Annotated in this window: 19 protein-coding genes and 3 pseudogenes; 5 read left to right on the forward strand and 17 right to left on the reverse strand. The window is 67.8% G+C overall.

The features are described from left to right. Window positions 1-161 precede the first annotated feature (161 nt). From ACODNG_RS01140 to ACODNG_RS01150, 3 genes are read right to left on the reverse strand one after another with little or no spacing between them, the layout of a single operon-like run. Entirely contained in the window at window positions 162-821 is a 660-nt protein-coding gene (locus ACODNG_RS01140) for a hypothetical protein (RefSeq protein WP_434522085.1), read from the reverse strand. A 30-nt stretch (window positions 822-851) separates the two neighbouring features. Further along, the gene (locus ACODNG_RS01145; protein ID WP_434522086.1) at window positions 852-2,777 is read right to left on the reverse strand and encodes a heavy metal translocating P-type ATPase; all 1,926 of its coding nucleotides are present in this window, start codon (window positions 2,775-2,777) and stop codon (window positions 852-854) included. 13 nt (window positions 2,778-2,790) lie between these two features. Further along, window positions 2,791-3,003: a heavy-metal-associated domain-containing protein gene (locus tag ACODNG_RS01150; protein ID WP_434522087.1), complete on the reverse strand. Its 213-nt coding sequence runs from the start codon at window positions 3,001-3,003 to the stop codon at window positions 2,791-2,793. 185 nt (window positions 3,004-3,188) lie between these two features. Here ACODNG_RS01150 and ACODNG_RS01155 point away from each other — a divergent pair, with 185 nt between their 5' ends. The 5 genes and pseudogenes from ACODNG_RS01155 to ACODNG_RS01175 form a co-directional block, all read left to right on the forward strand. Next, complete coding sequence (locus tag ACODNG_RS01155) at window positions 3,189-3,731, forward strand: ArsR/SmtB family transcription factor (RefSeq protein ID WP_434522088.1); 543 nt, start codon at window positions 3,189-3,191, stop codon at window positions 3,729-3,731. Between the two features lie 140 nt (window positions 3,732-3,871). After that, a complete protein-coding gene (locus tag ACODNG_RS01160) occupies window positions 3,872-4,735 on the forward strand; it encodes a phosphatase PAP2 family protein (RefSeq protein ID WP_434522089.1) in 864 nt (287 codons plus the stop codon). A gap of 72 nt (window positions 4,736-4,807) precedes the next feature. Next, window positions 4,808-5,677 (forward strand): SMP-30/gluconolactonase/LRE family protein, encoded by an 870-nt coding sequence (locus ACODNG_RS01165; RefSeq protein WP_434522090.1) that lies wholly within the window; start codon window positions 4,808-4,810, stop codon window positions 5,675-5,677. Window positions 5,678-5,714: 37 nt separating this feature from the next. After that, window positions 5,715-6,185: pseudogene (locus tag ACODNG_RS01170) on the forward strand (AGE family epimerase/isomerase); the annotation flags it as partial. A 121-nt stretch (window positions 6,186-6,306) separates the two neighbouring features. Continuing rightward, a pseudogene (locus tag ACODNG_RS01175) lies at window positions 6,307-6,948 on the forward strand (AGE family epimerase/isomerase); the annotation flags it as partial. Between the two features lie 28 nt (window positions 6,949-6,976). Here ACODNG_RS01175 and ftsY read toward each other — a convergent pair. The 14 genes and pseudogenes from ftsY to ACODNG_RS01245 form a co-directional block, all read right to left on the reverse strand. Next, a complete protein-coding gene (gene ftsY / locus ACODNG_RS01180; protein ID WP_434522091.1) occupies window positions 6,977-8,095 on the reverse strand; it encodes a signal recognition particle-docking protein FtsY in 1,119 nt (372 codons plus the stop codon). A gap of 15 nt (window positions 8,096-8,110) precedes the next feature. Next, window positions 8,111-8,569: a prefoldin subunit alpha gene (gene pfdA, locus ACODNG_RS01185; protein WP_434523040.1), complete on the reverse strand. Its 459-nt coding sequence runs from the start codon at window positions 8,567-8,569 to the stop codon at window positions 8,111-8,113. Continuing rightward, window positions 8,569-8,745, reverse strand: a complete 177-nt coding sequence (gene rpl18a, locus ACODNG_RS01190; protein WP_209543312.1) for a 50S ribosomal protein L18Ae — start codon at window positions 8,743-8,745, stop codon at window positions 8,569-8,571. The genes pfdA and rpl18a overlap by 1 nt, the downstream gene beginning before the upstream one ends. Window positions 8,746-8,869: 124 nt before the next feature. Continuing rightward, window positions 8,870-9,684, reverse strand: a pseudogene (locus tag ACODNG_RS01195) (ABC transporter permease). Further along, complete coding sequence (locus ACODNG_RS01200; RefSeq protein ID WP_434522092.1) at window positions 9,681-10,649, reverse strand: ABC transporter ATP-binding protein; 969 nt, start codon at window positions 10,647-10,649, stop codon at window positions 9,681-9,683. Before ACODNG_RS01200 ends, ACODNG_RS01195 begins: the two are co-directional and overlap by 4 nt. 306 nt (window positions 10,650-10,955) lie before the next feature. Next, window positions 10,956-11,987 (reverse strand): tyrosine-type recombinase/integrase, encoded by a 1,032-nt coding sequence (locus ACODNG_RS01205; protein WP_434522093.1) that lies wholly within the window; start codon window positions 11,985-11,987, stop codon window positions 10,956-10,958. Beyond that, window positions 11,980-12,360, reverse strand: coding sequence for a DUF5805 domain-containing protein (locus ACODNG_RS01210; protein ID WP_434522094.1), 381 nt, complete (start codon window positions 12,358-12,360; stop codon window positions 11,980-11,982). The genes ACODNG_RS01205 and ACODNG_RS01210 overlap by 8 nt, the downstream gene beginning before the upstream one ends. Before the next feature lie 423 nt (window positions 12,361-12,783). Then, window positions 12,784-13,689 carry a hypothetical protein gene (locus tag ACODNG_RS01215; protein WP_434522095.1) on the reverse strand — a complete coding sequence of 302 codons (906 nt, stop codon included), beginning with the start codon at window positions 13,687-13,689 and terminating at the stop codon, window positions 12,784-12,786. Window positions 13,690-13,795: 106 nt separating this feature from the next. After that, complete coding sequence (locus ACODNG_RS01220; protein WP_434522096.1) at window positions 13,796-15,523, reverse strand: alanine-zipper protein; 1,728 nt, start codon at window positions 15,521-15,523, stop codon at window positions 13,796-13,798. A 93-nt stretch (window positions 15,524-15,616) separates the two neighbouring features. Further along, window positions 15,617-16,450 carry an MBL fold metallo-hydrolase gene (locus ACODNG_RS01225; RefSeq protein ID WP_434522097.1) on the reverse strand — a complete coding sequence of 278 codons (834 nt, stop codon included), beginning with the start codon at window positions 16,448-16,450 and terminating at the stop codon, window positions 15,617-15,619. 242 nt (window positions 16,451-16,692) lie between these two features. Beyond that, entirely contained in the window at window positions 16,693-18,066 is a 1,374-nt protein-coding gene (locus ACODNG_RS01230; protein ID WP_434522098.1) for a glutamate-5-semialdehyde dehydrogenase, read from the reverse strand. After that, complete coding sequence (proB, locus tag ACODNG_RS01235; protein WP_434522099.1) at window positions 18,050-18,925, reverse strand: glutamate 5-kinase; 876 nt, start codon at window positions 18,923-18,925, stop codon at window positions 18,050-18,052. The genes ACODNG_RS01230 and proB overlap by 17 nt, the downstream gene beginning before the upstream one ends. Then, window positions 18,918-19,694, reverse strand: a complete 777-nt coding sequence (gene proC, locus ACODNG_RS01240; RefSeq protein ID WP_434522100.1) for a pyrroline-5-carboxylate reductase — start codon at window positions 19,692-19,694, stop codon at window positions 18,918-18,920. Before proC ends, proB begins: the two co-directional genes overlap by 8 nt. Window positions 19,695-19,782: 88 nt before the next feature. Next, entirely contained in the window at window positions 19,783-20,817 is a 1,035-nt protein-coding gene (locus ACODNG_RS01245; RefSeq protein ID WP_434522101.1) for a glycosyltransferase family 4 protein, read from the reverse strand. Between the last annotated feature and the right edge of the window lie 48 nt (window positions 20,818-20,865).

Here is a 20,865-nt window from a genome sequence, read left to right on the forward strand (position 1 = left end):
AGCAGCTTCCGTGAAGCGGTCGAACGCCCACGAGTGTAACCTCACAAGCGTCTCTGCGAAGACCGACCCGGACAAGAGCCTGAGCGGCATCGGTACAGAACTGATACTGCCGAACGGAAGGCACGCATCAGCTCCGTCCTCCGAGATGCGGCGCTCCGAATCTACCGTTTGACGGCCTTCACCTCGAAGAGGGAGTCATCGGACAGGACGGCCTGGACGCGGCCGTGCCAGACTTCTGCGAACAGTTCTCGGTCTGCCTCGCTCGCCGTCCCTTCGACGATCCGTCGGAGGTTGTTGACTGCTGGCCCGCCGTCCGGAACGTCGCCGACGTGGTAGGTCACCTCGACGGCGTCGCCGGTGTCACTCCGGCGGAACCTGAACGTGGGGTCGGCACTATCGGGGTCGAACGCGTCGAACGTCAGCGTGTTCCGGCGATCACCGTAGCCCCCGGCGAGCCCACGAAAGCCGTCTTCCTGTGCGGCGCCGGTCACGAACGAGATGAGACGCCCCATCACCCCGTAGGCGGCGTCGTCTCGCGGTCCGCCAGCGAGTACTTCGATCTCGCTGCGGATAGGGAGTTCGTCGGGATACAGCGCGGCGAGACCCAACTGGGCGACGCGGTAGGCGCCCGAGGCGGTCGGACACGAGTGACCCGCCGCCTTCACCACGTCCTCGTAGGTGACGACGAAGGGGTCACCGGGGTCGAGGACGGCGAGCGTTTCTGCGACGGGGTCGCGGACGCGGATCGGTTCCACGTCGTATTCGACGGCCCAGCTCTCCTCGGTTCGGTTCGTATCGGTCGGATTAGTGTTTCTTGACATCGTGAGTCCGTCCGTTTGTATTCGGTCTGCTCAGTACCGCAGTAGGCGCATGCCGTTACCGATCACGGCGAGGACGCTGGCCTCGTGGACGAGCATCCCGAGCGCGAGGGTGACGTAGCTCGTCAACACGCCGGCCAGCAGCAGCGTTACCACAACGAGGGCCAGCCCGACGTTCTCGTAGATGTTCCGCCGCGCGGCCTTGCTCAGTTTCACCGCGTAGGGGATCCGATCGAGGTCGTCGGCCATCAGCGCGACGTCGGCGGTCTCGATGGCCGTGTCCGTCCCGGCCGCGCCCATCGCGATACCGACGTCGGCGGTCGCCAGCGCCGGCGCGTCGTTGATGCCGTCCCCGACCATCGCCACGACGTGGTCCGCCTCGCGGTACTCCGTGATGATGTCCTGTTTGTCCTCGGGCAGGAGCGCCGCGCGGTAGTCGTCGATGCCGACTTCCTCGGCGATCGCCCTGGCCGTCCCCTCGTTGTCGCCGGTGAGCATCACCGTCTCGATGCCCGCCTCCTGAAGCTCTCGGACGACGCCGGGCGCGGCCTCCCGCAGTCCGTCCCGCAGGGCGATCGCGCCGACGACGACGCCGTCTCGAACGACGTGGACGACGGTCTCTCCGCTCTCCTCGCGCTCGCGGACGTACTCGGCGATTTCATCGGAAACGTCGATCCCGCGCTCGTCGAGCAACGCGCGGTTCCCGACGACGATGTCGCGGCCGTCGTGGCCGGCGACGACGCCCTTCCCGGCGACCACGTCGAACTCGTCCGGCTCGGGGAGCGAGCGCGCGTCCGGGACCGCCGATTCGGCGTCAGTCCGGGAAACCGTCGTTCCGCCATCGGTCGCGGGCGTCAGGCGGTCCCGGGCCGCGCTACGGATGGCGTCGCCCAGGTGGTGCTCGCTCCGCTTCTCGGCGATGGCCGCGAGCTCCAGCACCTCCTCGGGGTCGGTGTCGAACCCCTCGACGGCAGCGACTGCCGTCTCGCCTTTCGTGAGCGTCCCGGTCTTGTCGAAGGCGACCAAGTCGATCTGGCCGGCCCGTTCGAGGTGCTCACCGCCCTTCATGAGAACGCCCGACCGGGCGGCGTTGCCGACGGCCGAGACGATGCTGACCGGGGGACCGATGACCAGCGCGCCCGGACACCCGATGACCAACAGCGTCAGAGCCAGGATCGCGTTCTGTGTGACCGCGTACGCTCCGACGGCGAGCACGATGATGGCCGGCGTGTAGTACCGCGCGAACCGGTCGATAAGGCTCTCGGTGGGCGACTGTGCCTCCTGAGCCTCCTCGACGCGTCGAATGATCCGTTGGAGCGTCGTGTCCGTGCCGGCACCGGTGGTCCTGACTTCCAGCGCCCCTTCCTGATTGATCGTGCCGGCGTACACCTCGTCGCCGTCGGCCTTGTGAACGGGCGCGCTCTCGCCGGTGACCGGCGCCTGATTGACGGCGGTCTCCCCGTCGATCACGTCGCCGTCCACGGGGATCTTCTCGCCGGGTTTGACGATGACGACCTCGCCTGCTTCGACCTCGCGGGCGGGCACCTCCCTCTGCTCGCCGTCACGGCGCACGGTGGCCGTGTCAGGCGTCATCTCGAGGAGTTCTTCGAGCGCGTTGCGCGTCTTCCGCATCGTCCGTCCTTCGAGGTACGACCCCAGCGCGAACAGGAAGACCACCGCGGCGGCCTCCCAGTAGGAGCCGATGGCGATGGCACCGATCGCCGCGAGCGTCACGAGCGTCTTGACGCCGAGCGTTCGGCTCTTCACCTCGTGGTAAGCGGCCTTGGCGATGTCGTAACCGCCGACGATCGCCGCGAGAATCAGGGTCGCGGTGCTCACGGTGTCGAGGGCGGGGACGTAGCCGAGGCTCCAGCCGCCGGCGTAGAGGAGGCCGCTCACCGCGACGATGACGGCCTTCCGGTGTTTGCGGTAGTACCGTTTGACTGATCGGGAATCCATACCGGACACCTCGTTAGGCGGGCTGGGGCGTGTATCCCTGGTTTTCGATGATCTGTTCGAACGCGTCCGGGTCGGTGACGGTGGCGTCGTAGTGGATCTCGACGCGACCGGTCGAGTAGTGAACCGCAACGCTCTCGACGCCCTCGACGTTCGCGAGAGCGCGTTCGACGGTGCTCGCACAGCTCGGACAGTCGAAGTCCATCACGCGGAATTGGGTTTCGCTCATTACAGTTCGACGTAGCGCCCGCGCCCACTAATATATTTTTCAAATGATATGTTTGAATTTCGATACGGGGCGTTTGAGCGGACAAACGGGTCGTCTCGGGCTTCGGCGAGTCTCCGGAAGCGGGCGTCAGACGGGTTGAGACAGCGGTCGTTACTACTTAGCGCGTCCACGCCGTCGACCCACGTATGAGCACGTCCAACGAGACTGAACTCGAGGACATCGCCGTTCGAGACACTCGGGTGTCCGATGCCATCGACGAACCGATGCGGGCGATGATTCTCGATATCCTCGCTGACGAGACGCTACCGGCAAGCGGGGTCCATCGCCGCCTCGCTGACAGGGGTGTCGACCGGACGGAGAACACTGTTCGCCATCACATCAACGAACTCCGGGACGCGGGACTGGTCGATGTCGTCCGCTTCGAGGAGGGGCGTGGCGGGACGACAAAACACTACGGGGCGAACACGACCGTCCTCTCGTACTCGCTCCCGGACTCGGCCGACTCAGATATCGAGGAACTGATCGAAGCCGTCCGACCGGAGGTCGAGACGGCGCTCGCCACGCTGACCGACGAATACGGCGACGTAATCGACGACATCACCGGTGAGATGGAGCCCTGTGAGCACTGTCGAACGCAGAAATACGAGACGTACGTCCTGTTGACCGTCTTACGACGAGCGTTCGTCGAGGCGTATCACGACGGACACGTTCAGTCCGATCGGCACTGAACCCCGGTCCGGCGGGACGGTTCCTGCTGCCCACCCCGTCGTCGATTCGACGATCGGACGCGAACGACACGACGCTGAGAGGTGGCGGGCGGCGAGACACCGTGTCACTCATATATCGCGACGACAGTGTGAAAACGACGATGGCGCTCCTCGAAGTGACCGCTGCCACCGGCATTTCCGTCGTCGCCGGGACGGCGGTCACAGCCCTCCTCTGTATCGGGCCTCGACAGGTGTCCCGGGCGATGACCGACGTCGACGACCGCCTCCGCGAGATAGCCCCCTACCTCGGAGCGGCGCTCGCGCTGCTCGCGGTCAAACAGATCACGCAGGGGTATCGGCTGCGGCTCTCGCGCGCGCTCGACTGGAACATCACCGACGAACTGTACGCGCTGGAAGGCGAATTCGTGGCGAGCCTTCAGAGCCTGACGCCGGACGCGACGCTGGAGTTCTTCACGGTGAGTTACATGGTCGGGTTCGCGTTCCTCCTCGTCGCGGCGCCGGTGACGTACTTCCTCTCGGAGGGGCACGGACGGCGACACCTGAAGGAGCTGCTCGTCGCGTACATGCTGAACTACGCGGTCGGCACCGTCTGTTACACGCTGTTCATCTCGTACGGGCCGCGGAACCACCTGGAGACCGTGTCCGGACTGATGTATCAGGTCTACCCGCAGACGCAGGACCTCACGGCGGCGGTCGCGTCGAACACGAACGTGTTCCCGTCGCTCCACACCTCGCTGTCGGTGGCCGTCCTCGCCGTCGCGTGGCGCTCGCGGCGGACCCACCCCCGGTGGACGCCCGCCGCCGCCGCGGTCGCGGCCGCCGTTGTGTTCTCCACGATGTACCTCGGTATCCACTGGCTCACCGACGTCGTCGTCGGCGCCGCGCTCGGCGTCGGATTTGTGTACGCCGCGGCGCGGATCGTCGATCGGGCCGAGTCGCGGTCGGCCGCTTCTCGGCCCGGCGGCGAACGCGGGAAGCCGACCGGGCGGCCCGGCGACGACTGACGAGGCGCGCGGACGAGAACGCCGCTCTCGTCAGCGGACACACTCAAGTGCCAACGTTCGGCATGGATTCGTATGGCTCGAACCGAACGCGTCGCCGACGCGCGGGCGCACACCGGCGAGGGACCGCTGTGGCACCCCGCGGAGCGACGACTCTACTGGGTCGACATCCCGGCGGGCGCGCTGTACCGGTACGACCCCGAAACGGGCGAGAACGCGGTCGCGTACGAGACGGACGGCGTCCCCCTCGGCGGGTACACGATCGAGGCCGACGGAGCGCTACTGTTGTTCACCCGCGGGGCGGTCGAGCGCTTCGTTCCGGGGGCGTCCGACGCCGAGACCGTCCTCACGGTCGACGCGGACACGCGGTTCAACGACGTCGTCGCGGACCCGGAGGGACGGGTGTTCGCCGGAACGATGCCGGGGGAGGACGCGCTCGGCGACCTCTACCGGATCGACACGGACGGCTCGGCGCGCGTCGTCGTCGAGGGGCTGGACATCCCGAACGGGATGGGATTCTCCGGGGACGGGACGACGTTCTACCTCACCGAATCCGAGGCGCGTCGGATCGACGCGTTCGACTACGATTACGTCACCGGCGAGATAGCGAACCGACGCGCCTTCGTCGAGACGCCGCCCGGAGACGGCGTCCCCGACGGCCTGACCGTCGACGCTGAGGACCACCTCTGGTCGGCCCGGTGGGACGGCGGACGGGCCGTCCGCTACGATCCGACGGGCAGAGCGGTCGCGGCGATCGAACTCCCCGCGCGGAAAGTCGCGTCCGTCGCGTTCGCCGGTCCCTCGTGTGACACGCTGTACCTGACCACCGCGCTCGCGGGCGGCGACAGGGAACGCGAGGGCGACGGCGCGGGCGCACTGTTCCGGGCGACCGGCCTTCCGGCGGGCGGCCGACCGGCGTTTCGGTCCCGGATCGCGGTGGCGTAGCGCCGGGGTTTTCTCGCGACGAGTGCCACGGAGACGCATGACGCGTTACGACCCGGACTCCTTCCGCGGCCGCCTCCTCGCGACGCTGCGGCTCCAGTTCCCGGACGCGCTCGACCCGGCCGGCGGCTTCCACCTGCTCGACCCGGAGAGCGGGGAGTCGTACACCGGAGCCCGTCGACACCTCGTCGCGACCTGCCGGTCGGTTGCGAACTTCTCGGCCGGCGCCGTCGCCGACGGCCCCGACTGGTGCGCCGAGGCGGCCGAACACGGGATCGCGTTCCTGGAGTCGGCACACCGCGCGGACGCGACCGACCGAAGCGAGGGATACCGTCTCGTCGTCGAGTCCGACGGCTCGCCCGTCGACCGCACGCGTTCGGCGTACGGCCACGCGTTCGTCCTGCTCGCGTACGCCCGAGCGACCGACGCCGGCGTCGACGGCGCGGCCGCGGGGCTGGACGCGACCGTCGACCTCCTCGACGCGCGGTTCCGCGACGGGACGGGCAGCCTCCAGAGCGACTGCGGTCCCGACTGGACCGAGCGCGAGGCGTACCGCGGCCAGAACGCCAACATCGGACGCGTGCGAGGCGTTCCTCGCCGCCCACGAAGCGACCGACGACGACGCCCACCTCGACCGCGCGCGTCGGATCGCGGAGCGGCTGACGGTCGGACTCGCGGCCGAGACCGACGGCCTGCTGTGGGAACACTACGACGCGGACTGGACCCACGAGTTCGGGTACAACGCCGACGAGCCGCGTCACCGGTTCCGCCCGCCGGGATACCAGCCGGGCCACCACGTCGAGTGGGCGAAGCTCTGCGCGCTGTTGGACCGGTACGACGCGATCGCACCGGCGGAGCGCGAGTCGGTCCCCGGCTCGGGCGACTGGTACGACCGCGCTGTCGCGCTGTTCGACGCGGGCGTCGACCTCGGCTGGACCGACGGGGGATTCGCGTACACCGTCGAGGGCGACGGGACGGTTATCGTCGGCGACCGGTACGGCTGGGCGCTCGCGGAGGGGATCGGCGCGGCCGCGGCGCTCGCTGAGCGGGCGACCCAGCGAGGCGACGAGGAGACGGCCGGTCGGTTCCGCGAGTGGCACGAGCGGTTCGTTGACCGCGCCGACGCGTACCGCGGGCCGGCCGGACTCTGGTACGAGAAGCGACCACCCGCGGGGACCGACGGCGACCCGGTTTCGCCGGAGCCGCCGGGCGTCGAACCCGACTACCACCCCGCGAGCGCGTACTTCGAGAGCTGGCGCTCCGGGATGCGGTGAGCGCGTGCAACGAAAACCAAAGGCGCCGTCACTCCTCGTCGAGCAGGCTCTCGACGAGGTCCTCTGGGTCGAACAGGGTGATGTCGTCGTACCCCTGTCCGGTGCCGAGGAAGAGGATCGGCTTGCCCGTGACGTACGCGACGGAGATGGCCGCACCGCCGGAGGAGTCGGCGTCGGCCTTCGTCAGGATGGCGCCGTCGATCGCGGCGGCGTCGTCGAACTCCTTCGCGCGGTTGACCGCGTCCTGCCCCGCGACCGCCTCGTCGACGAAGAGGGTCATGTCGGGGTCGACGACGCGGTCGATCTTCTCCAGTTGCGCCATCAAGTCGTCGCTCGTGTGGAGCCGGCCCGCGGTGTCGCCGAGGACGACGTCGACGTCGTTCGCCTCGGCGTACTCGACGCCGTCGTAGATGACGGCCGCCGGGTCACCGCCCTGGTCGTGGCTTATCAGGTCGCGGCCGAGCCGGTCGGCGTGCTCGCGGATCTGCTCGTTCGCGCCCGCGCGGTACGTGTCGCCGTTCGCGAGGACCGAGGAGTAGCCGCGGTCGGCGAGCCACTCCGAGAGCTTCGCGATGCTCGTCGTCTTCCCGACGCCGTTGACGCCGGTGAAGACGATGGTGACCGGCTTCTCGGCCTCCGCGATCCGCTGTTCGAAGTCGAACTGGCCGACCGCGATGACGTCGACGAGGGCGTCGTGAAGGGCCGACTCGACGAGTTCGCCGGTCGTCTCGACCTGCTTGCGCGACTCGCCGAGCATGCTCTCACGGACGCTGTCGAGGATCTGCTCGGCGACACTCATCTCCACGTCGCTTTCGAGCAGCGCCATCTCGAGGTTCCACAGCGGCTCCTCGAGGTCCTCCTCCTCGATGATTATCCGACCGGTCGCGAACGCCTTCGCGCGCTGGAAGGTGCTCGGCTCGTCGTCCGATCCCGTCTCGTCGGCGGGGTCGGTGGCCGCGGTCTCGTCGGCCTCAGCGGTTTCGGCGGTCTCAGCCGCAGCGGCGTCGGCCGTCGCGGCGTCGTCCTCGACGACCGCGTCGCTCTCGGCGTTCGATTCCGCCTCGGGAGGGGCTTCTTCCTCGACTTCCGTCGACTCCTCGACGTCCTCACGGAAGCCGGAGAGCTTGTCTTTCAGTCCGTCGAACACGGTCGAGTCCTCGTCTTACTCCTCGTCGTCCTGGGCCTGTCCCATCTGCTCGGATCTGCTGTTGCTCGGATCTGCTGTTCGGATCTGCTGGGCCTGCTGTTCGAGCTCGTCGCTCTCGGACTCCAGCTCCTCGACCTCCTCCTCGGTCTCCTCGATGCGGTCGTCGAGCGCCTCCTGCTTGCTCCGGAGCACGTCGATGGCGTCGTCCTGCTCCTGCTCGGCGGAGTAGTTACCGCCGAGCGAGACGATGACCTCGTCGATGTCTTGGACCTCCGCGCGGAGGTACGCGCCGCCGCCGAGCGGGACCTGGACGGTCGCGCCCGTGTCGAGCGTCTCGATGGCCTCGACCGCGTCGTCGATGTCGGCCTTCTCCTCGCGGTAGTCGGCGATCTCGTCTTCGAGCGCCTCGATCTCCTCGTCGAGCGCCTGCAGCTCCTGGGAGAGCTGCTGGAGCTGCTGTTGTCCGCCGCCCATCATGCCGCGGACACCTCCTCGATCTCGATCTGAGTGCGCTTCCGGTTGTGCTGGCTCCCGATATTGGTGTAGATCCGCTCGCGGGCGAGATCCTCGTTTTCCGCCTCGACGTCCTTCGTGAACGGCTGGTCGCCGTCTCGGCTCTGGAACCGTCCACTCACCGTGTAGGTACTCATGTTCCCCGATCCGGCAGGGACAGGGAAGTATCTTCCTAAAAAGGGACAGGCGTCGGCCGCACCGCGGACGCGACGGAGGGGACGCGAGAGGCGCCAGAGAGGCGGTATCGTGCCAGTGAGGGCGCTATCCCGAGAGGTCCGCGCGCCGGAACCGAACGACCGCGAGCGCGACGAGGACGACCGCCGCCGCGAGCAGGATCGTCGCGCCCGTCAGGTCGTACTCGCCCAACACGAGTACCGCGGAGGGGTCGTAGTGCGCCGTCGGGCTGAGGTCCCCGAACTCCGCGTAGTCGGTGCTCGCGACGACGGACTCGAACATGAACAGGGCGAACAGCGCGCCGAGGGCGACCCGCTGGGCGATCCCCGGCCGCGAGACGAGCGTCGACACGGCGATCCCGACCGCGACGCACGTCAGGTGGTACGGGACCGCGAGCGCGTGGACCGCGATGAGCCGTTCAACTGCGATCGTCTCGCCCACCGCGAGGACGCCGACGTACGCGACGACCGGCAGGACGAGGTTCAGCAGGGCGACGAGCGGAACCAGCCCGAGGAACCGCCCGATGACCACGTCGCGGCGCGCGACCGGCGCCGACAGCGTGAGGTCCATCCGCCCGGAGGCGACATCGCCGGCGATCGTTCCCCCGCGAGGTACGCGAGGTAAAGGCCGACCAGGAGCAGCCACGCGAACTGGTAGAACTCCACCGCCAGGAACCCCTCGATGGAGGAGATGGCGATGATCCCGAACGCCTCCTGAAACGCCGGCGGGAACGCCTCGACGTACGCGTCGAGGTCTATCCCGGCGGTCGACAGCGACGGGAAGAAGGCTAAGAAGAGGAGGAGGAACGCGGAGAGCAGCCCCGTCACCACGAGCGAGCCGCGGGCGCGCCCGGCCGCGTCGTACCGTGCGATAGCGAGCCACGGCGCCGGGCGGTCGCTCATCGGGCGTCACCTCCGGCGTCTGCGGTCGCGTCCCTCGCCGCGCCGTCGCCGCGCGTCGCGCCGCCTCCCCCGTCTCCGGTCGGTCCCGGCACGTCGCCGTCGTAGAACGTCATGAACGCCTCTTCGAGCGGCGCGTCGACGACGTCGAGGTCCAAGACGGTGTAGTTCGAAAGCAGGTCGATCAGCGCGTCGTACTCGCCGGTCCACGTGAACGAGACGGTCTCGCCGACGCGGAGGTTCATGGTGCCGCGAACCTCGAAGTCGGCGCGTTCGACATCTTCGGCTACCCGAACGCGTACCTGTTTCCCGCCCCGCGACCGGAGGTCAGAGACGGACTCGACCGCGACGAGGTGGCCCTCCCGGAGGACGCCGACGCGGTCGCAGAGCGCGGCCACCTCGCCGAGGACGTGCGACGAGAGGAGCACGCTCGCCCCGTCGTCGACGCGCTCGCGTACGAGGCTCGCGAACTCCTCTTGAAGTAGCGGGTCGAGTCCGGAGGTCGGCTCGTCGAGCAGCAACAGGTCCGGGTCGTCCATGAACGCCGCCACCAGCGCCACCTTCTGTCGGTTCCCCCGCGAGAGGTCGGCGATCCGGCGCGACTCGTCGAGTCCGAACCGGTCGACGAGCTGCTCGCGGCTCGATTCGCCGCGGAGCGCCGCCTGGTGATCGAGGAACGCCTCCGCGGTGCGGTCGCGGTCGAGTCCCGGATCCCCGGGGAGAAAGCCGATCCGCTCGCGGGCGCGACGCGAAGCGACCGGGTCGGTCGCGTCGTGACCGAGCAGCGTTCCGCCGCCGCTCGTCGGCGAGAGGAACCCCAACAGCGTGCGGATCGCGGTGGTCTTCCCCGCGCCGTTCGGTCCGAGGAACCCGAAGACCTCGCCGTCCCCGACGGTGAACGAGACGTCTTCGACCCCTCTGACGTCGCCGTAGTACTTGGTCAGGTTCCGGCACTCGATAGCGGGCATACCGTACGCAACTCCGATACGGCTCTTAAATGTGGGAGTGCGTCGGAAAACGGAGAGAGGTCGACGAACGAATTCGCCGTGGTGTCACACCCCGGCGGAAGGTGATCGAATCCCCGAACAAGCCCGCACCTTAGTCGATTCCGTGACGTTTCCGGAAGCATTCGCATCTCCACGGGGAGGACGATTAGATATAGCGGCATAGAATTTATGTGTCCTCTCGTGGACTAATCTCGTTGTTCACTAAGCAACATATATCTCGTCGTCAGCGACCAACTGATAGGAAACGACGTTCCGAGAGGAATCTGCTCACGAGAGGAGCCGATAGACGTTCGCCTCGTAGGTCTCCCGCACTTGGTCGCCCCAGTTGTGGGTGTACGTGTCGATCACGTCGTCGGCGACGTCTCCGCGGAGGTACTTCACCACGCCGCGGTCTCCGGTTCGGTCCCGGAGGTGCGTCGTGAAGAAGTGCCGGAAGTAGTGGGGCGTGACGTTCTCGTCGGCGCCGCCGCCCGTGCGATACCATCCCTCCTCGCGGGCGTACCGCTCGACAACGTGTCTGACCGCCTGCGGCTCTAGGCGTTCGCCCCACCCCTCCGCGGTACCGACGAACAGCGGTTCTGCCGGCGACGGCGAGTCCGGCCGAACCGCGAGCCAGCGCTTCAGCGTCCGACTGAGTTCGTCGTCGACCGGGATCACCGTCCCGCGTTTACGCTTGTTCGCGGCCGTTCGAATCTCCCCGTTCAGCTCTTCGCCGACGGTCGCCTCGGCGGTCACGAAGATCGAATCCGGGCGTCCGGACAGCGCCGGGCGGTCCCCGAGCGAGTACGCCGCGTTGAGGTCCGAGTCGGTGACGGACAAGTCCCGTAAATCGAGGTTACACAGTTCGCCGACCCGCATCCCGGTCTTCAGCAGCGTCACCACGAGCGCGCGGTGGAGCGGATGTCGGATCTCGGCGACGAACGACCGCATCGCCGGAATCGAGACATCGCGGCGAGCGGGGTCTTTGTCGACCGTCTCGTCCATCTCCTCCATCACCAGCGTCATCGGATTCCCGTCGAAGGCGCCCACCTCCGTCATGTACCCGTAAAACCGGTGGAGGTACGCCGCGTACGTGGCGACGGTGCTGTCGGCGACGTCGCCCCGCAGCGAGTGGACGAACGACATACAGTCGCGGTGGGTCGCAGAACCCGGGTTCGCGTCGTCGAGGAACGACTCGAATCGCCGGAGGACACGCTCGTACGCCGCTCTGGTCCGATTCGTTTTCCCGTGATACGTGAGGTCTTCGAGGAAGTAGCCGATCGGGTCGTCGGGGTCGGGGGTCGTGCGCGTGCTACTCATCGGTCAACACGTACCCTCCGTCCCGGCCGCTGTACCGGACGCGGTTGCGATCCTGTAGGTCGTCGAGCGTCGCCTCCAACTCGTCCTCCATGTCGCCGACAACCGCCTGAACGAGTTCGTCCCACGAACAGGGGCCCGATTTGAGAACCGTGTGGACGCGCTTTTCAAGGTCGTGACCCCCAGGGTCCGACCCCTCGGAAGCGGGCTCCTCGCGACCCGTCGCGTCAGTCGGCGCGAACCCCTTTCGTCCGGCCTGAACCATCGTCCTGACGAACTCGCTCAGCGACATGTCGAGTTCGTCGGCGTGGTCGCGCCACGCGTCTTTCTGTTCCGCCGGCACGTACGTCTTCACCGACTGTCGATCCCCTGCCATCGTTCTCGGACGACGGTTCTCGATGGCGTAACTTCAATCTATCCCAGATTTCCGGATAAATGACCTTATCTTCGTACGTAGTACCCTAATTCGACCGCTTCGTTTGAAATATCCCGATGTTCAGTACCTTACTTTCGGGAAGATCGGGCCATATTTTGGGATATACAATTAGTGGGTGAGGTGGTGGAATCGGAGCGATCCGGGTCAGTTCACGTGTTCGGAACGACTCGCCCGATCGTGCCCGCCGAGGTCCTCGGACGAGTACGACTCTGTTCAGCGTCATGCCGCTCCGCGTTCGAAGCCCGGAGGGATCGAAACTACACCGTCTTGGGATCGGACATACAGACTCGGCGACCGCGTGTCGAGACCCGATCCCATCTCAGCGCGAACGTGTATATCCCATGCCGCTATATCGTCTGCGAGTCAGACGCGAATCTCCGAGTCGGCGACCTCGCGTTCGAGCGCTCGGAGAACGCGAGACACTGATTCGTCCGTCTCGGCCGCGTTACGCATGAGGACCGTCTCGCTGGGGAAGAGGTGTTCACCGACGGAAAGCCCGTGCTCGCGCGCGGTCGAGCCGGTGACGGTGAGGTACACGCCGAGACCGACCCGGGAGATGGCGGCCTCCTCCTCCTCGTCCGCGTCGGGATAGACGAACTCGACGCCGTCGAGCGCGTCGGTTCCCAACACCGCGGTGACGAGACGTTCGTACCGCGGCGAGATACACAGCGGTCCCTCGTAGTCGGCGAGATACGCGCGGTCGAACGTTGCGCCCGGCGATCTCCCCTCTTCGCGCCCCATAAGGGTGTGATACACCGTGTCGCCGAGTCCGGTCACGACTCTAACGTCGGTGTCGACCGGATCGATGCGGTCGTTGATGTCGGAGATGTTTCCGAGACCCGTCCCCCTAATCTCGACCACTTCCTCCAAGACGAGGTCCGCGGAGTCGAACCCGAGCGCGAACTCGTGTGTTCGCAGCGCCCGGAACGGCTCCTCGCGACCGACGAGTTTGACCGTCACGTCGCCCAGATCGACCGTGGCGGCGTCGAACACGATTCGGCGCGGCTTCCCGTTCCGGTCGTCGCGCAGCAGCGTGAACTCCGGCTCCGCCGGCGTCGCGGGGTCGGAGTACTCGGCCAGCCGTTCGTACGGTCCCCCGTCGGCGTCGACCGAGCCCTTGGTGACGGCCTTCTCGTACCGGAGCGTGTTGCTGACGCTGTCCGCGAGCCGGTCGAGGCGGTCGTCGTCCGAAACGGCCGCAATCCGCTCTAATACCGCTTCGAGCGGGCGTCCCTTGCGAGGGACAGCGACCGGAACCGGATCTGTCATTGCCGTATCTGCGGCCGCTCGCGTAAAACGGGTTGCGTTTTTCGACTGGCCGAACGGGAACGCCGGACAAGATCTTCGATCTGCCGAGTATCGTCGTTAACGTCGATTACGGACCGAACGCCTCGTTGAGGCGACTGCGGAACTCGTCGAGTTCGTCGAGGTGGTCGTTGATGTCGTCCAGCTCGGCGGCCACGTCGTCGAGGTCCTCGCCGAGGCGGTCCTCGATGTCGGTGAGCCGCGTGTCGACCTCCGCGAGGTCGTCCCACAGGTCGTCGAACTCCTCGTCGAAGCGGTCGAGATCGGACTCGACGTCGTCCACACGCTCCGCCGCGTCGTCGGCACGTCCCTCGGCGTTCTCGGCGCGCTCCTCGGCGTTCTCGGCGCGCTCTGCCGCTCTGTCGACCTCCTCGTACAGCGTCTCGACGTCGTCGCCCAGGTCGTCGACCGTCTCCACGACCGACTCTGTCTCGCCTTCGACCCGGTCCACATCTGCGCTGAGGTCGTCGACGTCGGTCTCGACCGTCGAGACGGCGTCTCGGACTGATTCGACCGTCTCGTCGACGGACGCGACCTCGTCTTCGACCGCGCGCACGTCACCTTCCACGTCCCGAACGTCCTCCTCGACGTCGTCGACTCGCTCCTCGACCGCGCCGACCGCGTCCGAGGCGGAGGCGACCGCGGAGTCGACGCGGGCGACGTCCGACTCGATCGCCTCGCGCTCGTCGGCAGCGTCGTCGAAGCGGTCGTCGAGTGCGGAGACATCGGACTCGACGGCGTCGACCCGGTCGTCGATCCCGTCGAGGATCTCCCGGGCGGTCCCCTCGCCGTCGATGAACTCCGCGAGCGCGTCGGCGTACGCCTCGATGTCGGCCACGCTCGACTGGAGGCGGGCGATCCGCACGTCGACGCTTCGCGGCACGCTCGCGTCGAACGCCTCCTCGATGGTCGCGATGTCCTCCTCGTCGGCCGCGCCCGTACGAATCTCGGCCGCCAGCGCGGCCGCGAGACCGCCTTCGCCGGGGAGACTCGCGCTCTCGTCGCGCTCGTCGGCTTCCGCTCCATCGTCCTGTGCGTCTTCGACAGACTCCTCAGCGCCCGTGTCGTCGGTTTCAGGCGGTTCCTGGACCACTTCGTCGTCGGCCGCCGATTCGGGTTCGGTTTCCGGTTCGGATTCGGTTTCCGTCTCGACGGGGCTGACCGACTCTCCCTCGTGCGCGGTCACGGCGGCGGTACCCTCGTCGACCGCGCGCGGTTCGGGAGCGTCGATTTCCGGTTCGTCGTCGGCCTCCGATGCTTCGGCGGGGTCCGCGTCGGTGTGCTCGGCTTCGGGCTCCTCAACGGGCTCTTCGGCGGGATCTTCGGGAAGCAGCTCGTCGTCTTCCGCCATGCCGGGGAGCGTCGCGCGGTCGCCCGAGAGCACTTCCCTGACCGCGTCCGTGTCGCCGGTGCCAAGGACGTCCTCGATCTCCTCGCCGACGGGCACGTGTTCGATCACCGGCGTCCCGAGGAACCCGTCGAGGTCGGGGTCGTCGTCGCGGATCCCGAACACCGTTTCGACGGTCTCGCCGGGATCTATCACCCGTTCGAACTCCACGCGGTGGTCCTTGTACGCCGTCCAGTTCTCGCTTTCGTACTCCGGGTGGAAGCCCACTCGGTCCATCGGGAACGACTCCGGGATCCGGTCGACGATACGCACCCGTACGGGGTCCTCGCGGTGTGAAGAGAGGGTGTACATCACCGCGGGCACGGGGAACGCGTCGTCCGTGAAGGACTTCTCGACGCGGATGCCGTCCTCGTCGACGGTCGTGGCCGCCTCCGCCGTCCGTTCGCTCATACACCACGGTCCCGGAGCAGGGGCTTAAATTCCACGGGCCGGGTTTCGTGGTTGATAACCGAAACGCGGCGAAAACGGCCGCTCAGCTCCGGTCTACAGGTCGATCCGGTCGCCGATCTCGACTATCTCCAGCCGGCCCGGCGACTCGTAGCTCCGCACGTGGTCGTGGAGTGCGGTCGGGTCGGCGGTCAGCCCCTTCCACATGTCCCAGTGGGTCGGCACCAGCCGGTCGAGCCCGAGATCGTTCGCGGCCGTCGCGATCTCGTTCTCGTCGCTGTACCACTTCGTCTGAACCGGTTCGCCAGTCTCCTTGTCGGGAACCGTGCCCTCGGAACCGAACGCGAGGATGCCGAGGTCGATGTCGAACCGGTCCGCGAGCCCCGTAAAGGACGGCGAGGGCTTGCTGTCGCCCGCGTGGAACACCGTGCCAGCCTCGTGTTCGATCACGTAGCCGACGGGGTGGGTGGCGTCGGCGTCGCGCGTCTCGACGACGTGGACGGTGAACTCGCCGATCCGCAGCTCGTCGCCTTCCCGCACCTCCGTGAAGGCCGCCTCGCTCACCGCGTACTCGTCGGTCCACGCCTCCTCCTCGCGCGCGACCGCGAGCGAGTCGTCTGGCGCGACGAGGTCGGCGTCTGTGTGTTCGAGAATTGGCGCCTGCGAGGGACCGTGGACGTGGTCCGTGTGTTCGTGGGTGGCCAACACCGCGTCCGCGGCCTCGACGTCGGCCGGATCGAAAGGGATCGGAACCATCCGGATCGTCCGCGGCGGGTCGCCCGTGCCGACGTATGGGTCGATCCAGAGGACGGTCCCCTCGCTCCCCTTGACCGCGAAGCCGTTACAGCCCAGGTACCACAGCGCCACCGTATCGGGGTCGGCGTCCGCGACCGCGCGCGGCAGCCAGTCGCCCCAGTCGGAGTCGACCATGGGCGTCGCTGCGTGAGCGGCGGTGGTAATTATTCCGAAGTTCGACGGATCGCGACGAATTACGTCCGACTGAACCCGACAAATTTCTGTCGCGACCGCGACGAGTAAACAGCATTTCGCTATACAAAATTAATGTACGTCGTCTCGTTCGACTCAGTTCGTGATCAACCGAGAATCGGCGCGAGACAGCGTCTCCGCGGGCGATGAGACTGAGTGAAAATTCGGCTGGCGCGAACTACCGGCTACCGCGTCGACAGTCGCCCCGGCGTCCACTCGACGCCGTCGAGCTCGCGGTGGGTGAACGGGAGGGCGTCCTCGCCGCTGTAGCTCGCGACGAGGTGGCCGTCGCCTTCGAGGTAGTACTTGTACGTCGTCAGCCCCTCCAGCCCGACCGGGCCGCGGGCATGGATCTTCCCGGTCGAGATGCCGACCTCCGCGCCCAGACCGTAGCGGTAGCCGTCCGCGAACCGCGTCGAGGCGTTGTGGAAGACGCTCGCGGCGTCGACGCCCGTCATGAACGCCTCGGCGGTCTCGGGGTCCTCGGTGAGGATCGACTCGGTGTGTTTCGAGCCGTGGTCGTTGACGTGCTCGATCGCGTCGTACGCGTCGTCGACGACCCTGATCGACAGTTCGAGGTCGCCGTACTCGGTGTCCCAGTCCTCCTCGGTCGCGGGCGCGACGTCGACGACCTCGCGGGTCCGCTCGTCGCCGCGCAGCTCGACGCCGGCGTCCTCGTAGCGCGCGACGAGGTTAGGGAGGAACGCGTCGGCGACGGACTCGTGGACGAGCAGCGTCTCGACGGCGTTGCACACCGCCGGATACTGGACCTTCGCGTCGAAGGCCACGTCTTCCGCCATCGACAGATCGGCGTCCGCGTCGACGTAGACGTGACAGATACCCTCGGTGTGGCCCAGCACGGGGATCTGGGTGTTCTCCTGAATGTAGGAGACGAACTCCGAGGAGCCGCGCGGCATCACCAGATCCACGCGGTCGTCGAGTTCGAGCAGGCGGTCGACCTCCTCGTGGGCCTCGATGAGTGCGGCCCACCCGTCGGGGAGGTCCGCGGTCGCCTCGACGATGGCCTCGTGGAGGACGCGGTTCGACTCGCTGGCCTCGCTGCCGCCCTTGAGGACGACGGCGTTGCCGGACTTCAGCGCGAGCGCAGCGATCTGGACGAGGGCGTCCGGCCGCGACTCGAACACGGCCGCGACGACGCCGATCGGCACCGCGACCCGGTACAGCTCCAAGTCCTCGTCGAGTTCGCGCGCGGCGAGCGTCTCGCCGAGCGGGTCGTCCTGTGCGGCGACCGACTCGACCATCGACGCGATATCCTCGACCTTCGTCGCGTCGAGCTTCAGGCGGTCGACCAGGGCCTGCGTGTACTCGCCGTCCGCAAGCATCGCCTCCGCCTCCTCGACGTCCTCGGCGTTCGCCTCCAGGATCTCCGCCTCGCGCTCGCGGATCGCGTCGGCGATCGACCGGAGCGCCTCGTTCCGGGTCGCCTCGTCGGCGTTCGCGAGCCGCAGGGCGGCGCGCTCCGCCCGGCGGGCCAGTTCGTCCGTGTCCGCTTCCAGGTCGGTGTCCGGTTCGGTGTGGCTCTCACTCATCGTCGTCACCCGTCTTGGGGACGAATAGCGTGCCCGTCGGCTTACCCGCTGCGATCCGCGCTAACACGTCGCGCTGGGCCGAGCCGGCGATGATCGCCGGGATCCCATGGCGGCTCACGTCGTGGGCGCCCTCCACCTTCGTACGGATCCCGCCGAAGTCGGTCTCGGTGCCGCCGCCGACGATCTCGCGGAGCCGCTCGTAGCCGTCGTCGACTGCCTCGATCAGCGCCGCGTCCGGGTCGCGCTTCGGGTTCCCGGTGTAGACGCCGTCGACGTCCGTGAGCGTCACGAGGAGGTCGGCGTCGAGTCCGAGCGCGACCGACGCCGACAGCATGTCGTTGTCGCCGATCCGCAGCTCGTCGGTCGCCACCGCGTCGTTCTCGTTGACGACCGGGACGACCCCCCACGACAGCAGCGTCTCGACGGTGTTGGTGAAGTTGTCGAACCGCTCGGGCGCGTCGAGGTCGGTCCCCGTCACGAGGATCTGCGCGACGTCCTGGTCGAACCGCTCGAAGCTCTGGGTGTAGTGGCGCATCAGCAGCCCCTGTCCCACCGTCGAGAGCGCCTGGCTCTCCGCGATGGAGTCGACACCCTCGCGCGACTCCGGTCCCACGTCGAGCCGGCCCGTCCCGGCGCCGACCGCCCCCGACGAGACCAGCACGACCTCCGTGCCGCGCTCACGGAGGTCCATCACGTCGGCGACGAGCTTGTCGAGCTTCACGCGGTCGAGCCGGGAGTCCTCGTCCGTCAGCGAGTTCGTTCCGGCCTTGACGATCACGCGGTCGGCGGCGGCCGCCCGCTCGCGAGCGGCCGAGACGCGCTCGCCGTCGGCCGCGCCGACCCGCTCGACGCCCGCGTCCTCAGGCATCGTCGAACTCCTCGGCGAGCTCTCGGGACCGGCGCTCGGCGGCCGTGACGGCGTCCCCGACCGCCGCGTCCGCGTCGCTGTCCCACAGCACCTCCATCCCCTCGATGGTCGTTCCGTTCGGCGAACAGACTGCGTCGATCAGCTCGTCGACGCTCCGGTCGTCGCGCAGTACGGTCTCGGCGGCGCCCTTGAACGTCTGCGCGGCCAGCGTCTCCGCCTGCTCGGGGTCGAGTCCGCCCTCGATCCCGCCCTGTTTCATCGCGTCGATGAGGTAGAAGGCGAACGCGGGACCGCTGCCGTTGACGGCCGTCGAGACGTGCATCAGCGACTCGTCGACCTCGACGAACTCGCCGACCGCGTCGAGCATCGCCCGGACCTCGTCGGTGAGTCCCTCGTTGGTCGCGGCCGCGGCCATATCTCCGGTCTCCGCCGCGAGGTTGGGCATGATCCGGACGACCGGCGCGTCGGTGCGCTCGGCGACGAACTCGCGGGGCAGCCCCGCGGCCAGCGTCACGAGCTGCTGGTCCGCACGGAGGTCGAGTTCGTCGAGCACCGCGGGTGCCACGTCCGGCTTCACCGCGAGGACGACGATGTCGGCGTCGCGCGCCGCCGCCACGTCGTCGGTCGTCTCGTCGACGGCGTCTTCGATAGCGGCGAGCGCCTCGGGGTCGAGGTCGATCGCCGTGAGGTGGTACCCATCCGCGCGGGCGAGCCCCCTGAGCAGGGCGCCCCCCATGTTCCCGCAGCCGATAACGCTCACTCGAGTCATTTGGCTCTACGGAGTCGGTCGGCGGACATACCAACTGCGGTTTTCGCAAGTTTCCGCGAACCGGCGATACCCAGCGCCTCGGAGGGTGCTAAACCAGATCCGCGTACAGCGACCGGTACCGGTCGGCGATCGCGTCGAGCGAGAAGGCCTCGCTGCGTTCGGCGGCGGCCTCGCCCAGCTGCGCCCGGCGGTCGGCGTCGCGGAGCTCGTCTATCGCGTCAACGAACCCCTCGACGTTGTCGCCGCGCGCGTCAGTGTGTTTCGCACTCGACTCTCGCTCCCTGTCGCGCTCGTCGCTGACCTTCAGGCAGTCCTCGCCGTCCTCCAGCCACGAGAACGTCTCGATGTCGCGGACGACGACCGGCTTTCCGGCCGCCATCGCCTCCAGTAACGCGATCCCCTCGTTCTCCTCGTGGGTCGGGAAACAGAAGACGTCGCCCGCGGCGTACGCGCCGCGGATGTCGTCGACGAAGCCGGTGAACGTGCAGTTCGCGGGCGCCTCGTCGATGAGTTTCGTCGTCTCGCGCCCCTTCAGCGACCGGTCGATCGGGCCGAACCAGACGAAGTCGACGTCGGGGGTCCGGTGGGCCGTCTCCACGAACGTCTCCAGCCCCTTCCGTTTGATCACGTGCCCGACGAGGAACACCGTCGGCGGGTCCAGGTCGTAGCGCTCGCGGTACTCGGTCTCCAGCGACTCGAACCCTGCCAGCTTCTCGCGGTCGACGCCGTTCGAGACGACGGTCGTGGGCACGTCCGCGTACCCTTCGATCAGGTCCCGGTTGTACTCCGAGGGACAGATGAGCCGGTCCGCCAGCCCGTACGCGCGCCGCAGGTACGGCTTGAGCGGCCGCGCGAGCACGTTGGTGAAGCGGAAGCTGTCGCCGAAGTCCTCGGCGGTGACGTGGGTGTGCGCGACGACCGGGACACCCGCCTTCCGCGCGCGGCGCGCGTGCCAGACCGAGCGCGGCCCCATCACGTTGAGGTGGAGCACGTCGGCGTCGAGCGTCGGCTCCGTCGTGTACTCGATGCCGACCCGGTCGAACATCTTCCGCTGGTGGTCGACGGAGGCGGCGATGCCGCCGGTGACCTGGTCTTCGAACTCGAAGTAATGGCTGACTTTCATCGGTGGAGGGTGGTTTCCGTCTGTGTGGCGGTCACGCTGCGGACGGTA

This window comes from Halorubrum sp. AS12, assembly GCF_051122765.1.
GTDB lineage: Archaea > Halobacteriota > Halobacteria > Halobacteriales > Haloferacaceae > Halorubrum > Halorubrum trapanicum.